This window comes from Staphylococcus gallinarum (assembly GCF_029774255.1).
GTDB lineage: Bacteria > Bacillota > Bacilli > Staphylococcales > Staphylococcaceae > Staphylococcus > Staphylococcus gallinarum.
The window spans coordinates 1,658,422-1,673,188 of record NZ_CP069082.1 but is presented as its reverse complement, the minus strand read 5'-3'; the positions used below and the strand labels follow the sequence as shown (position 1 = coordinate 1,673,188).

Annotated in this window: 14 protein-coding genes; 13 read left to right on the top strand and 1 reads right to left on the bottom strand. The window is 34.0% G+C overall.

Translation table 11 applies throughout. The features are described from left to right. Window positions 1-2 precede the first annotated feature (2 nt). The 10 genes from JN168_RS07860 to rny all read left to right on the top strand — a co-directional run bounded on the left by JN168_RS07860 (window position 3) and on the right by rny (window position 10,597). A complete protein-coding gene (locus JN168_RS07860) occupies window positions 3-716 on the top strand; it encodes a GntR family transcriptional regulator (protein ID WP_042738833.1) in 714 nt (237 codons plus the stop codon). 10 nt (window positions 717-726) lie between these two features. Next, the gene (gene yfmF / locus JN168_RS07855) at window positions 727-2,019 is read left to right on the top strand and encodes an EF-P 5-aminopentanol modification-associated protein YfmF (RefSeq protein WP_279525746.1); all 1,293 of its coding nucleotides are present in this window, start codon (window positions 727-729) and stop codon (window positions 2,017-2,019) included. Then, window positions 2,016-3,302, top strand: a complete 1,287-nt coding sequence (yfmH, locus tag JN168_RS07850; RefSeq protein WP_279525745.1) for an EF-P 5-aminopentanol modification-associated protein YfmH — start codon at window positions 2,016-2,018, stop codon at window positions 3,300-3,302. Before yfmF ends, yfmH begins: the two co-directional genes overlap by 4 nt. 3 nt (window positions 3,303-3,305) lie before the next feature. Continuing rightward, complete coding sequence (gene ymfI, locus JN168_RS07845; RefSeq protein WP_107527218.1) at window positions 3,306-4,010, top strand: elongation factor P 5-aminopentanone reductase; 705 nt, start codon at window positions 3,306-3,308, stop codon at window positions 4,008-4,010. A 197-nt stretch (window positions 4,011-4,207) separates the two neighbouring features. After that, window positions 4,208-5,038: a DUF3388 domain-containing protein gene (locus tag JN168_RS07840; protein WP_042738829.1), complete on the top strand. Its 831-nt coding sequence runs from the start codon at window positions 4,208-4,210 to the stop codon at window positions 5,036-5,038. A 39-nt stretch (window positions 5,039-5,077) separates the two neighbouring features. Beyond that, window positions 5,078-5,470 carry a helix-turn-helix domain-containing protein gene (locus JN168_RS07835; RefSeq protein ID WP_042738828.1) on the top strand — a complete coding sequence of 131 codons (393 nt, stop codon included), beginning with the start codon at window positions 5,078-5,080 and terminating at the stop codon, window positions 5,468-5,470. Window positions 5,471-5,507: 37 nt separating this feature from the next. Beyond that, window positions 5,508-6,086, top strand: a complete 579-nt coding sequence (pgsA, locus tag JN168_RS07830) for a CDP-diacylglycerol--glycerol-3-phosphate 3-phosphatidyltransferase (RefSeq protein WP_042738827.1) — start codon at window positions 5,508-5,510, stop codon at window positions 6,084-6,086. Window positions 6,087-6,274: 188 nt separating this feature from the next. Beyond that, complete coding sequence (locus tag JN168_RS07825; RefSeq protein ID WP_279525744.1) at window positions 6,275-7,423, top strand: CinA family nicotinamide mononucleotide deamidase-related protein; 1,149 nt, start codon at window positions 6,275-6,277, stop codon at window positions 7,421-7,423. 168 nt (window positions 7,424-7,591) lie between these two features. Beyond that, window positions 7,592-8,638, top strand: coding sequence for a recombinase RecA (gene recA / locus JN168_RS07820; RefSeq protein ID WP_042738825.1), 1,047 nt, complete (start codon window positions 7,592-7,594; stop codon window positions 8,636-8,638). A gap of 399 nt (window positions 8,639-9,037) precedes the next feature. Then, on the top strand, window positions 9,038-10,597 hold the full coding sequence (gene rny, locus JN168_RS07815; protein ID WP_107512619.1) for a ribonuclease Y: 1,560 nt from the start codon (window positions 9,038-9,040) through the stop codon (window positions 10,595-10,597). Between the two features lie 191 nt (window positions 10,598-10,788). On the opposite strand, the gene JN168_RS07810 is transcribed toward rny, so the two are convergent. Further along, entirely contained in the window at window positions 10,789-11,004 is a 216-nt protein-coding gene (locus JN168_RS07810) for a hypothetical protein (protein WP_042738823.1), read from the bottom strand. Window positions 11,005-11,165: 161 nt separating this feature from the next. Between JN168_RS07810 and JN168_RS07805 the strand changes: the two genes are divergently transcribed. The 3 genes from JN168_RS07805 to JN168_RS07795 all read left to right on the top strand — a co-directional run bounded on the left by JN168_RS07805 (window position 11,166) and on the right by JN168_RS07795 (window position 14,696). Continuing rightward, a complete protein-coding gene (locus tag JN168_RS07805) occupies window positions 11,166-11,954 on the top strand; it encodes a TIGR00282 family metallophosphoesterase (protein ID WP_042738822.1) in 789 nt (262 codons plus the stop codon). A 114-nt stretch (window positions 11,955-12,068) separates the two neighbouring features. Further along, window positions 12,069-13,829 carry a 2-oxoacid:acceptor oxidoreductase subunit alpha gene (locus JN168_RS07800; RefSeq protein ID WP_279525743.1) on the top strand — a complete coding sequence of 587 codons (1,761 nt, stop codon included), beginning with the start codon at window positions 12,069-12,071 and terminating at the stop codon, window positions 13,827-13,829. Further along, window positions 13,830-14,696, top strand: a complete 867-nt coding sequence (locus tag JN168_RS07795; RefSeq protein ID WP_042738820.1) for a 2-oxoacid:ferredoxin oxidoreductase subunit beta — start codon at window positions 13,830-13,832, stop codon at window positions 14,694-14,696. Window positions 14,697-14,767 lie beyond the last annotated feature (71 nt).

Here is a 14,767-nt window from a genome sequence, read left to right as displayed (position 1 = left end):
ATATGGAACTTACTTCAGTTTATAAAGTCAAAGAATGGTTAATACAGCAAATTAAATCAGGTGATTTTCAATATGGTGAGCAGTTACCAAGTCACCTTGCTATAGCAAGAAAGCTAAATGTGAAAACAGACGATGTTTATGATGCTATTGATGAACTCATTACTGAACAAGTGTTATCAAATAATTTAGAGGAAGGTGCGAGTGTTAAATCACAGCACCCATTCCTTTATCCATTAGGTGAGTTAGTTAGTATCAGTAAAATGATTCGAGCAAAGGGTTATGAACCTGGAACAGAATTCATTAGTTTTGATGAAAAGCCTTCAACTTCGTTAGATGCGACAACTTTAAATTTACCTGAAAAAGATTATGTCACAATCATCGAACGTATTCGAACGGCAGATAAACAACCAGTTGTTTACTGTTTAGACAAGGTACCGACACGACTACTAACTTGTGCTCAATATCAAAATAGTAATGAGTCATTATTAGAAGCCATCGAACTCAATTCATCGACAAAGATAGCATATGCTGAAACAGAAATAGAGTCGATAAGTTATGAACCGCATATTTCGGATGTATTAGATGCATCACCACATGAAGGTTTAATGTTATTAAAGCTCGTGCACTATGATCAAGATGAAAAACCAATATTTTATTCTTTTAATTATTTCAAAAGTAGTTTAGTTAAATTCAAAACGGTTAGAAATAGATTATAATAACAAAATTATGAAAGTGAGGCATGACAATTTGAATAAAAACACACGACAAAATGATTTACATATCAAAGTAATGCCAACGTCTAAATTTAAGACAACCACCATTACGTTAAAGTTTATGGCACCACTAGATAATGAAACCATGACAGCAAGGTCAGTACTAAGTAAATTATTAGTGAGAGCAACTAAAAAATGGCCGACGGATAAAGACTTTAATCGTCATTTGTCTAATTTATATGGTGCATATGTTAATAGTTTCGTTACAAAATTTAAAGATAAACATGTAATTACCATATCTTTAGAACTCGTAAATGAACGTTACTTAAAGGATCAAACACCTCTTTTTGAAAAGGGATTACAACTACTAAAGGAAATTGTTTGGAATCCTCTCGTAAATGACAATCAGTTCAATGAGAACTTTGTAGCACAAGAAAAAACATTATTAGCCAAGAAATTAGAAGCTATGGTCGATAATAAATCACAGATATCATTTTTAAATTTATTAAAGCATATGTTTGGAGACCACCCATACAGACATCTTGCAACTGGTCAAGTTTCATATATTAACAACATAACACCGGAAACCTTATACCATACATATCAATCTATGTTATCTGACGACTTTTGTGCCGTTTATGTAGTCGGTAATGTGGATGAAACAACAGTAAAATCTCAAATAGACACATATTTTAATATTCAAACAGTACCATTTGAACTTACTACTGTGACACCAATGTTAACGAATCATGAGTTGCCTCAGACAATCCTTGAAGAAGATGACGTAGACCAAGCTAAGTTAAATATGGGCTTTAAACTGCCAACAGTATATGGAGAAGCAGATTATTTTGCAGTGGTTGTATTTAACATTATGTTTGGAGGCGACCCTTCTTCAGTACTGTTCAATGAAGTCCGTGAAAAACAAAGTTTAGCGTATTCGATTCATTCTCAAATTGATGGTAAAAATGGATATATGTTTGTATTAAGTGGTGTTTCGAGTGATAAATATGAAGTTGCAAAAGATACCATTATTGAAGAATTTAATAAAATCCAAGCAGGTCAATTTGATGATAGTAAATTGGCATTAGCCAAAAAGGTTATCGTTTCACAAAGACAAGAGTCACAAGATAGAGCAAAGAGTATTATTGAGATTTTAAATAATAATATTTTATTAAATGAGGATTTAACCGAAGATATGTATATTGAAGGAATAGTGCATGTTACAAGAGAAGATGTCATCAAGGTTGCACAAGCAACAGTGCTCGATACGATATATATATTGACGAAAGGAGGTAGTGAATCGTGAAGGAAACATACTATGATCAAATAGATGAGCGGGTCTTTGAAGCAGAATTAGAAAATGGTTTGAAGGTATTTATTATTCCAAAAGCAGGATTCCAAAAGACCTTTGTCACATATACTACTCAATTTGGATCGTTAGATAATAAGTTTAAGCCTCATGGCAGTGATACATATGTAACAGTACCAGACGGTGTGGCGCACTTTTTAGAACATAAATTATTTGAAAATGAAGAAGAAGATTTGTTTACTGCATTTGCAGAAGATAATGCACAAGTTAATGCCTTTACGAGTTTCGACCGTACAAGTTACTTGTTTAGTGCGACTGATAACGTGGATCGCAATATTAAACGATTATTGACTATGGTAGAGACACCTTACTTTACAAAGGAAACTGTTGATAAGGAAAAAGGTATTATTGCTGAAGAAATTAAAATGTATCAAGAACAGCCAGGATATAAATTAATGTTTAACACGCTAAAAGCAATGTATCAAACACATCCAATTCGTGTCGATATTGCAGGTAGTGTTGAAAGTATTTATCAAATTACTAAAGATGATTTATATCTTTGCTATGAAACATTTTATCATCCGTCAAATATGGTGCTATTCGTTGTTGGAGATGTAGATCCTGAGCATATTTATCGTGTCGTAGCTGAACATGAGGATATGAGAGATAAAGAGTATCAACCTGAAATAGTGAGAGATCCTCTGATTGAACAAGAGAAAGTAAGTGAAGCTGTTGTAACTGAGACAATGAAATTACAATCACCACGTCTAATGCTTGGATTTAAAAATAAGGTTCCACAGAATGAACCATCAGAGACATACGTACGTCGTGACCTTGAAATGACACTCTTTTTCGAGATGGTATTCGGTGAAGAGACAGATTTTTATCAAACGTTACTCAATCAAGATTTAATTGACGAGACATTTGGATATCAATTTGTACTTGAACCTACATACAGTTTCTCTATCGTGACAAGTGCAACACAAAAACCAGGTGAATTAAAAGCATTATTACTTACCGAATTAGAGCATAAGTTAGGTAATATTGAGGATAATGATGCATTTGAATTATTGAAGAAACAATTTATAGGAGAATTTATTTCAGGATTAAATTCTCCAGAGTATATAGCAAATCAATATACAAAACTTCACTTTGAAGGTGTCAGTCTATTTGATTTATTAGACATAGTAGAAAGTATTACTTTGGAAAGTGTGAATGAAACAGCGAAGACTTGTCTGAATCTAGAACAGATGGTCGACAGTCGACTGGAGATGAAATAATACATGAAAGCATTAGTGATTGGTGGCTCTGGGTCAATTGGTACAGCGATTACCGAACGCCTATTGTCTGATGGCTATGAAGTTATTGTTCACTACAATCAAGCTGATTTATCATCATTACAAGAGCACTATCAAGGACAAGCAGTACAATTTGTACAATGTGATTTAAGTAAAGTAGACAATTTAGATGAATATTTTTATTTTGTTCAAAATTTAGACTGTTTGATATACACCAGTGGGCAAGCTTTATACGGTATGTTACAAGATATGACAGATGCGATGATTGATGAAAGTTATACGTTACATCTTCGTCAACTCATGCGTATTTGTCGATACTTTATTGATCAATTGAGACAAAGTATAAACGGTCGCATTGTTGTAGTCTCATCCATTTGGGGTGAAACTGGTGCGAGTTTAGAATCGGTGTATTCCGCAATGAAAGCTGGACAAATCGGTTTTGTTAAAGCGCTGAGTCAAGAATTGGCCTTAAGCACTGTTACAGTTAATGCGATTGCACCTGGCTTTGTCAGTGGGCGCATGACACAAGTATTTGATGATGATACATTAACAGAAATGGTTGAATCATTGCCACAACAGCGTTTGATTGACCCTCAAGAAATTGCGCATACATGTAGTTATCTTTGTCATCCTTATGCCAAGAGCATCACGGGTACTGTTCAAAAAGTTAATGGAGCTTGGTATTTATAAATTTAAATACTGTTGAAAAAACAATCCAACTCATGTACATTCAGTGCTATAATGTGATTACAATAAATGATAAAGTAACAAATGAATAGCTCTATATTTATAATAAATTTTAATTTATTGTTTCTACTAGACGTTTATTTTTATCAAAGCTATTATAAATAATAACTGTTGTTTTGAAACGAAGGGGTGTTTATTTCATGGCAGTCGCTACTAGAAAAGAATGGTATTTAGAATATGAGATAACAATGAACCGTGCTGGATTATTAGGTGATATTTCAAGTTTACTTGGTATGATGGGGATTAGTATTGTCACTATAAACGGTATTGAAGAAAGTAGACGTGGTTTACTTATCAAGACTGATAGTTTAGAAAAGGTAAATCGCTTTGAAAACATTGTAATGGAAATTGATGATATTTCGATTACTAAATTGAGAAAGCCAGAACTGCGTGATCGTTTAGCTGTCCGTCATGGTAGATACATAGAGCAAGATGCCGATGACAAGAAGACATTTCGTTTTGAACGTGAAGACTTAGGGTTACTTGTCGATTTTATGGCTGAATTATTTAAAGAAGATGGTCATAAATTAATTGGTATAAGGGGTATGCCAAGGGTAGGAAAGACAGAATCTATCGTTGCAGCAAGTGTCTGTGCACATAAAAGATGGTTGTTTATCAGTTCTACTTTAATCAAGCAAACTGTGAGAAGTTCGTTGATTAAAGGTGAATATGACTCAGACCATGTCTATATTATTGACGGTGCAGTTACAGCACGTGAATCAAGTCAAAAGCACCAGGATCTTGTGAAGGAAGTAATGAGTTTGCCGGCTATTAAGGTAGTTGAGCATCCAGATTTATTTGTTGAAACAAGTGATTACGAAATGAAAGATTTTGATTATATTATTGAATTAAGAGAAAATAAAAATCAAGAAATCCATTATGAAGAAATGAAAAAACAAACAGTTAAAAGTAAAAACAATTTAGACTTTAGCGATGATGGTTTTGGTGGCGGTTTTGGCTTTTTTGAATAATCAAATTAATTACATTTTATTAAAGGAGGCTTTACAACTTTGAATTCAATAGGTCAAACTTTAAAAGGTCGCCGAGAGCGTTTAGGTATGACATTAAATGAATTAGAGTCTCGTACACAAATTAAAAGAAAAACACTGACATTGATTGAAAATAATGATTTTGCTTCACTGAAAAATCAAAACTATGCTGAAGGCTTTATTATAAAGTATGCTAAGGCAGTGAATATCGATTCGGATCAACTTATTGAAGCACACAAAGAAGAAATTCCCAATGCGGATTATGATTTGGATCAAGTCATTGCGGCTTTTTCAGGTGAGCATAAACCAACATATAGAAGTAAAGATAAAGAACCACTACAACTTGCTGTAGTCGTTAGTTTTATAGTTATTGTTACAGCTATACTGTGGGTATTAGCAGTATTATTCTTGTAGATGAATTTAAGTTATAAATAGAAATGAGGCATTTTATATGAATATACCGAATTGGATAACCGTTTTTAGAGTTATACTAATTCCAGTGTTTATGGTATTTGCATTAGCAGATTTTGGTTTTGGTAAAGTTTCTTTTATCGGTGGAAATGATATTAGAATTGAATTATTGATTAGTGGTGTTATTTTTATCATTGCATCGTTGAGTGACTTTGTAGATGGTTATCTTGCTAGAAAGTGGGAGTTAGTTACCAATATGGGTAAATTTCTAGACCCATTAGCAGATAAATTACTAGTGTCGAGCGCATTAATAGCATTGGTACAAATTGATTTAACAAACTCGGTTGTAGCAATTATCATCATTGCACGTGAATTTGCAGTCACAGGTTTAAGATTATTGCAAATTGAGCAAGGATTTGTCAGTGCTGCTGGACAATTAGGAAAAATCAAAACGGCCGTTACAATGGTAGCAATTGTTTGGATATTATTAGGCGATCCACTTGCAAATTGGATTGGTTTTTCACTAGGTCAAACATTATTATATATCGGTGTATTCTTTACAATCTTATCTGGAATTGAATATTTCTATAAAGGTAGAGATGTGTTTAAAGCTAAATAATGTCGAAATGCTGTCGAAAGCATTTAAAAGTTACTAAAGTCAGATAAATCATCTGACTTTTTTTGATTTGAAAAGACTAACCATACTTTTTTATCAATTAAAAACGAAATATTTCGTTTTTGCTTGTACTTCGTTTTATAATTTAACTATGTTAAATATAGTGTAGCTTGTATGAAGGAGGAGTTTTCTTGAATATATCAATAATCGCAGTGGGTTCTGAATTATTATTAGGACAAATTGCTAATACCAATGGTCAATATCTATCACAATTATTAAATGGGATTGGTCACAGTGTGGTGGAACATGCAGTTATTGGTGATAACCCAGAACGTTTAAAACGTGTATTCAATACAGCACTAGACAACAATGATGCAGTGATTCTAACTGGTGGTTTAGGTCCTACAAAGGATGATTTGACAAAGCATACAGTAGCGGAGGTGCTTGGTCGTGAATTAGTAACAGATAGTGCTGCTTTAGAAGATATTGAACAGTATTTTATCAAGCAAAACGTTGAAATGACGCCTAATAATCGTCAACAAGCACTTGTAATAGAAGGGGCAGAAGTGTTAGAAAATAAATTTGGCATGGCGCCAGGTATGTTAGTTAGACATAAGAATAAGAAAGTGATTCTACTCCCTGGGCCACCAAAAGAAATGCAACCTATGGCTAAAAATGAACTATTGCCATATTTATTAGATGGCGAACAAATTATCTTCTCAGAATTACTGCGTTTCGCTGGTATCGGTGAATCTAAAGTTGAAACAGAATTATTAGATTTAATCGATAATCAAACAAATCCTACAATAGCACCTTTAGCAGGTACTCATGAAGTGAATATCAGACTAACTGCAAATGGTGAAACAGTTGAAAGCTGTAAAGCTTTGATTGATCCAATTAAAACAGAGATTCTAAAGAGAATTGGTGATTTCTATTATGGTTCTGACGATATTAAGTTAGAACAAGCATTGATGCAAAATATCGAACGTACATTTGCGATATATGATGGTGTTACTGATGGAGATTTATATTCTCGTTTAAAAGATTTTGACCAAGAAGATCGCTTATTAGGCATGTTGCCACATAATAACCAATTTATAAGTAATGACTTGGATATAAAGAGACAATTATCAATTTCAACGAATATTGTAAAGGATTTATATAAATCTGAAGTTGCAATATCATTACTATATAATAAAGATACGGTGTATTTAGGCGTTCTTAAGGAAGGCAAATTGTCTGTACAACATTTTAAAATGATACAACAACGCAATTTACTTAAACACCGAACACAAAATTATGTATTAATTAGATTGTTAAATCGTTTAAAATCCCAATAAATCAATATTTATCTTTGTTTTTGAACAGTACGTGTGTTCTATATTAGACAAAACGAACAGTATTTTTAGCGAACAAATATTCGCAAAATGCTTGCACTAAAATAAAAATACATGTATAGTATGGGTAAGATAATTTTCAGAGACAAAACTCATTTAGGAGGTCCAGCATTGGATAACGATCGTCAAAAAGCTTTAGATACAGTAATTAAAAATATGGAGAAGTCATTTGGTAAAGGCGCAGTAATGAAACTTGGTGACAATAAAGCACGTAAAGTTTCAAGTGTTTCAAGTGGCTCAGTCACATTAGATAATGCTTTAGGAGTAGGTGGTTACCCTAAAGGTAGAATTGTAGAAATATATGGACCAGAAAGTTCTGGTAAGACTACTGTAGCATTGCATGCTATTGCTGAAGTACAAAAAAATGGTGGTGTAGCTGCATTTATCGATGCAGAACATGCGCTAGATCCAGTGTATGCTGAAGCATTAGGAGTAGATATCCAAAATTTATACTTATCACAACCGGACCATGGTGAACAAGGGCTAGAAATTGCAGAAGCATTCGTTCGTAGTGGTGCAGTAGATATTGTAGTTGTCGATTCGGTAGCCGCTTTAACACCTAAAGCAGAGATAGAAGGAGAAATGGGTGACACGCATGTCGGTTTACAAGCACGACTTATGTCACAAGCGTTACGTAAATTGTCAGGTGCCATTTCTAAATCAAATACGACGGCAATTTTCATCAACCAGATTCGTGAAAAGGTCGGCGTTATGTTTGGTAACCCTGAAACTACACCTGGTGGAAGAGCACTGAAATTCTATAGTTCAGTTCGTTTAGAAGTTAGACGTGCAGAACAATTGAAACAAGGTCAAGAAATTGTTGGTAATAGAACTAAGATTAAAGTTGTTAAGAACAAAGTAGCACCACCTTTCAGAATTGCAGAAGTTGATATTATGTATGGTAAAGGTATTTCTAAAGAAGGTGAATTAATCGACTTAGGCGTTGAGAACGAAATCGTCGATAAATCAGGTGCTTGGTATTCATATAATGGAGAACGCATGGGGCAAGGTAAAGAAAATGTTAAGACTTACCTTATGGAAAATCCAGCAGTTAAGAATGAAATCAATCAAAAGTTACGTGAAACTTTAGGTATATTTGATGGTGATGTCGAAGAGAGTGAAGAAGAACAACCAACTTCACTATTTGAAGATGAATAAGTTGAACTTAGTGCATACATGCAAATATTTTTAAAGCACGTGTCATATCCCGAGATTAGATATCTAATCTCGGGATATTTTTATAAAAAGCTTTCAAATTGAGTGTCTAACTTTTGAATACGGGACTAATTATACTGAAAGTAGTAAAATAATAATTTAAATTTATGTGAAAAATTTTATTCTGATTTTCCATAAAATAAGGCGAATCGTGTGTTATCAACATCTATAGTAAATAAAGTGTAAAAGAGAGGTCTCTAATATTGAATTTATGTAGGTGGAAACCTTGACACTTCTTGTCTTTAAACCGTACAATTACATTGTATGATTCTTATATAACTTCATATAATCATATTGAATTTGATATACAGAGCAAAATCCTAGAAAAAAGGGGGTGTTTGTGTGAATTTATTAGGCCTCCTACTCGTTTTGCTAGGTATTATTCTCGGAGTTGTTGTAGGGTATATTATAGCCCGTAATTTATTGCATCAAAAGCAATTACAAGCAAGACAAACTGCCGAAGATATTGTCGAACAAGGTAAAAAAGAAGCAGATAATATCAAGAAGGAAAAGCTCCTTGAAGCTAAAGAAGAAAATCAAATCTTAAAAGAACAAAGTGAAAATGAACTTCGTGAAAGACGTGGTGATCTTCAAAGGCAAGAAGCCCGACTTCTTCAAAAAGAAGAAAACTTAGAGCGAAAATCTGATCTATTAGACAAAAAAGATGAGATTTTAGAGCAAAAAGAATCTAAACTTGAAGAAAGACAACAACAAGTAGATGCAAAAGAGAGTAGTGTTCAAACGTTAATAAATAAGCATGAACAAGAATTAGAACGCATCTCTGGTCTCTCTCAAGAAGAAGCAGCACAAGAACAACTTCAAAGAGTAGAAGATGAATTGTCACAAGATATTGCAATACTTGTTAAGGAAAAAGAGAAAGAAGCAAAAGAAGCAGTCGATAAAAATGCTAAAGAATTATTAGCAACAACTGTTCAACGTTTAGCTGCGGAACATACTTCCGAGTCAACAGTATCAGTTGTTAATTTACCGAATGATGAAATGAAAGGTCGAATCATTGGTCGTGAAGGAAGGAATATCAGAACGTTAGAAACGTTAACTGGTATTGACTTAATTATAGATGACACGCCAGAGGCAGTTATACTTTCTGGTTTTGACCCAATTAGACGTGAAATTGCTAGAACAGCATTAGTAAATCTTGTTTCAGATGGACGTATCCATCCTGGAAGAATTGAAGATATGGTAGATAAAGCTCGAAAAGAAGTAGACGATATTATTAGAGATGCTGGGGAACAAGCTACATTTGAAATAAATGTACATAATATGCATCCAGATTTAGTAAAAATCTTAGGTCGTTTACAGTATCGTACAAGCTATGGACAAAATGTACTAAAACATTCAGTTGAAGTTGCTCATTTAGCAGGTATGCTAGCAGCAGAATTGGGTGAAGATGTTACATTAGCTAAACGTGCTGGTCTACTTCATGACGTTGGTAAAGCGATTGACCATGAAGTTGAAGGTAGCCATGTTGAAATAGGAGTTGAATTAGCTAAGAAATATGCTGAAAGTGAAACAGTTATTAATGCAATTCATTCCCACCATGGTGATGTTGAACCTACTTCAATAATTTCTATTTTGGTTGCAGCAGCGGATGCATTATCTGCCGCTAGACCTGGAGCTCGTAAAGAGACATTAGAAAATTATATAAGAAGATTAGAAAGACTTGAAACATTATCAGAAAGTTATGATGGTGTTGAAAAAGCATTTGCTATCCAAGCTGGTAGAGAGATTCGAGTTATTGTATCACCAGATACTATCGACGACTTAAAATCACACCGCTTAGCAAGAGATATTAAAAACCAAATTGAAGATGAACTTCAATATCCTGGTCATATAAAAGTGACAGTTGTTCGAGAGACTAGAGCAATTGAATATGCAAAATAACGTTCTAGATATTTAATGAATTCTAGAACTTAGTTAAAGCCTATCCATGATTTTGGATAGGCTTTAACTTTTTATAATGTTAGTAGTTATGAAAACAATAAAAGCTATCCTCAAATATTTGAGGATAGCTTTTATTGTTGAAGTATAGCTTGGATATAAATAAATTATCTTCAATTAGCAATTAATAAGTACTAAGTTAATTCTAAATCTGCTGCTTTAATTTCTTTTAAAACTTCAGCTGTGTCGTAACAGTTTGTTGAAATGTTAGAATGTCTTTCGGCTAATCGATAGGCATTTACATAGAGTTCTAAACTGTCTTTAGCGATATCTTCTGGATTGTCACTTTTTGATGGATTTGCTGTAACTACTAAGTCAGCAAATTTTTGTGGATCAATATTTATTGACATTTATAAATTACAACTCCTATATCTAGTTAAATTAATGTTACAGTACATTATTTACCACGTCATATCACTTTAAAACTTAGAAAATTGAATATATTTTTCACATTCACTTTTCATAATAAAAAAATTACATTAAACTATCAGTAAGAGAGGATGAACTGTTAATGAGAATACTTTTTATTGGGGATATTGTTGGTAAGGTAGGAAGAGATGCTATTAAAACATATTTACCGAAGTTAAAGCAAACACATCGCCCAACGGTTACAATAGTGAATGCAGAAAATGCTGCACACGGAAAAGGTTTAACCGAGAAAATTTATAAAGAACTATTAAGAGAAGGCGTAGATTTCATGACAATGGGTAATCACACCTATGGTCAAAGACAAATTTATGATTTTATAGATGATGCTAAGCGCATGGTACGCCCAGCTAACTTCCCGGATGCAGCACCCGGTGTCGGTATGCGATTCATTCAAATAAATGAGTTGAAATTAGCAATAATTAACTTACAAGGTCGTGCATTTATGCAAGATATTGATGATCCGTTTACCAAAGCAGATGAATTAATTGCACAAGCGAAACAAGAAACAGATTATATCTTTGTAGATTTTCATGCAGAAACAACATCTGAGAAAAATGCTATGGGCTGGTATTTAGATAACAGAGCAAGTGCAGTTGTTGGTACACATACACATATACAGACTTCTGACGAGAGAATTTTGCCTGGAGGTACAGGATACATTACCGATGTTGGAATGACAGGGTATTATGATGGCATTTTAGGAATTAATCGTGCTGAAGTGATTAATCGATTTTTAACGAGTCTGCCACAACGACATGTTGTACCTGATGAAGGTAGAAGTGTGTTGTCTGGTGTTATTATCGACTTAAATAAAGAAGGTAAAACGACACATATTGAACGCGTATTAATTAATGATGATCACCCTTTTTAAGCTATCGTCCATTAGTATGATTTTTAAAATGTTCCACTCTTTACATAGTAAAAGGGTGGTTCATTTTGATATGATGAAAGATGAATTATTAATACCACTAGGAGGCAAGATGATATGAAATCACAAGTATCATGGAAAGTGGGCGGTCAACAAGGTGAAGGTATAGAATCGACTGGGGAAATCTTCGCTACTGCTATGAACCGTAAAGGATACTACTTATATGGCTATCGTCATTTTTCAAGTAGAATTAAAGGCGGCCACACAAATAATAAAATAAGAGTATCAACAACACCTGTACATGCAATTAGTGACGATCTAGATATATTAGTTGCATTTGATCAAGAAACGATTGAATTAAATCATCATGAGATGAGATCTGATAGTGTCATTATCGCTGATAGTAAGGCGAAACCACAAAAGCCTGAAGATTGCAAAGCTGAGATGATAGATTTACCATTAACTGCAACTGCAAAGGAATTAGGTACGGCTCTAATGAAAAATATGGTTGCGATAGGTGCAACGTGTGCAGTTATGGATTTAGAATTAAGTGATTTCGAGAGTTTAATCACGAACATGTTTACGAAAAAAGGTGAAAAAGTAGTTGAAATGAATATCGAAGCCTTAAAAGAAGGCTATCGATTGATGAGCGAACAACTTGAACATATCACTGGAGACTTTGGATTAGAACCTACAAACCATAATCCTCATTTATATATGATTGGTAATGATGCAATAGGTTTAGGCGCATTATCAGCTGGTTCTAGATTTATGGCTGCATATCCAATCACACCTGCTTCTGAAATTATGGAGTATATGATTGAGAATTTACCAAAAGTAGGCGGAACTGTAGTACAAACAGAGGATGAGATTGCAGCAGCAAATATGGCTATCGGTTCAAACTATGCGGGAGTACGTGCATTTACGGCAAGTGCTGGACCTGGACTGTCGTTGATGATGGAAGCAATTGGTCTTTCTGGAATGACAGAAACGCCATTTGTTGTGATTAATACACAACGTGGAGGACCTTCAACTGGTTTGCCAACGAAGCAAGAGCAATCAGACTTAATGCAGATGATTTATGGTACACATGGCGATATACCTAAGATTGTTGTAGCACCTACAGATGCTGAAGATGCATTTTACCTAACTATGGAGGCCTTTAATTTAGCCGAGATGTACCAATGTCCAGTTATTGTATTAAGTGATTTACAATTATCTTTAGGTAAACAAACTGTCGATCAATTGGACTATAATCGCATTGAGATTAAACGTGGCGCAATTGTCCAGTCTGATATTGAAAGAGAAGAAGATGACAAATCTTATTTCAAGCGTTATGCACTTACGGAATCAGGTGTATCACCAAGACCGTTACCAGGAGTTAAAGGTGGTATACATCATGTGACTGGTGTTGAACACAATGAAGAAGGTAAGCCAAGTGAAGCAGCAGATAATCGTAATCAACAAATGGATAAGCGTATGCGCAAAGTTGAACATTTATTAATTAATGAGCCCGTTGAAGCGGATGTTGTTCATGATACTGCAGATATATTATATATTGGATTTATCTCAACTAAAGGTGCCATTCAAGAAGGTAAGGATAGACTAGAAGAACAAGGTGTAAAAGTGAATCATGTTCAAATTAGACAATTACATCCATTCCCTAAAGAAACACTACAGCAAGAAATAGATAAAGTGTCGAAAGTTGTAGTAGTTGAACATAATTACCAAGGCCAACTAGCAAATATTATAAAAATGAATGTAAATTTAGGTGATAAATTAATTAATCAGACTAAATATGATGGCACGCCATTTTTACCTAAAGAAATAGAACAAAAAGGATTAGAAATTGCCGAAGAGTTAAAGGAGTTGGTGTAAGTGGCAACATTTAAAGATTTCAGAAATAATGTTAAACCCAATTGGTGTCCGGGATGTGGAGATTTCTCTGTTCAAGCTGCTATTCAAAAGGCAGCAGCTAATGTAGGCTTGGAGCCTGAAGAAGTAGCTATTATCACTGGTATAGGTTGTTCTGGACGCTTATCAGGCTACATAAATTCCTATGGTGTGCATGGAATTCATGGTAGAGCCTTACCGCTTGCACAAGGTGTTAAAATGGCTAATAAAGATTTAACAGTTATCGCTTCAGGTGGTGATGGAGACGGTTACGCCATTGGTATGGGACACACAATACATGCCTTACGTAGAAATATGAATATGACATATATTGTAATGGATAATCAAATTTATGGTCTGACTAAAGGCCAAACATCGCCATCTTCAGCGCAAGGCTTTGTCACGAAATCAACACCAAAAGGGAATATAGAACAAAATGTAGCACCATTAGAACTTGCTTTGTCATCTGGAGCTACATTTGTTGCCCAAGGTTTCTCTAGTGATATTAAAGCTCTGACGAAAATGATTGAAGATGCAATAAATCATGATGGCTTTTCATTTGTGAATGTTTTCTCACCATGCGTAACTTATAATAAAGTGAACACATATGATTGGTTTAAGGAAAACTTAACTGATATCGCAGACATAGATGGATATGATTTTACGGATAAAACAATGGCAACACAAAAGGTGCTAGAATACAATTCACTAGTTAAGGGTATTGTCTATCAAGACACTGATACGCCATCATTTGAGTCTCAAATTGATGAAATGTCTAATGAAGCATTAGCAAAACAAGATATTCATTTGGATGAAACTCAATTTAATGAATTAACGAAACAATTTGTGTAATCGAAGGACTTTTAAATATTTTTATAGCTGATATAATTCAAGTGTCAAAGATACTGTGTTATATCAGCTTT

Coding starts and splice junctions, on each gene's coding strand:
- JN168_RS07805 (WP_042738822.1), top strand. CDS start 11,166: ATGAGAATACTTTTTATTGGGGATATTGTTGGTAAGGTAGGAAGAGAT.
- JN168_RS07800 (WP_279525743.1), top strand. CDS start 12,069: ATGAAATCACAAGTATCATGGAAAGTGGGCGGTCAACAAGGTGAAGGT.
- JN168_RS07840 (WP_042738829.1), top strand. CDS start 4,208: ATGGCAGTCGCTACTAGAAAAGAATGGTATTTAGAATATGAGATAACA.
- ymfI (WP_107527218.1), top strand. CDS start 3,306: ATGAAAGCATTAGTGATTGGTGGCTCTGGGTCAATTGGTACAGCGATT.
- yfmF (WP_279525746.1), top strand. CDS start 727: ATGAAAGTGAGGCATGACAATTTGAATAAAAACACACGACAAAATGAT.
- JN168_RS07860 (WP_042738833.1), top strand. CDS start 3: ATGGAACTTACTTCAGTTTATAAAGTCAAAGAATGGTTAATACAGCAA.
- JN168_RS07810 (WP_042738823.1), bottom strand. CDS start 11,004: ATGTCAATAAATATTGATCCACAAAAATTTGCTGACTTAGTAGTTACA.
- pgsA (WP_042738827.1), top strand. CDS start 5,508: ATGAATATACCGAATTGGATAACCGTTTTTAGAGTTATACTAATTCCA.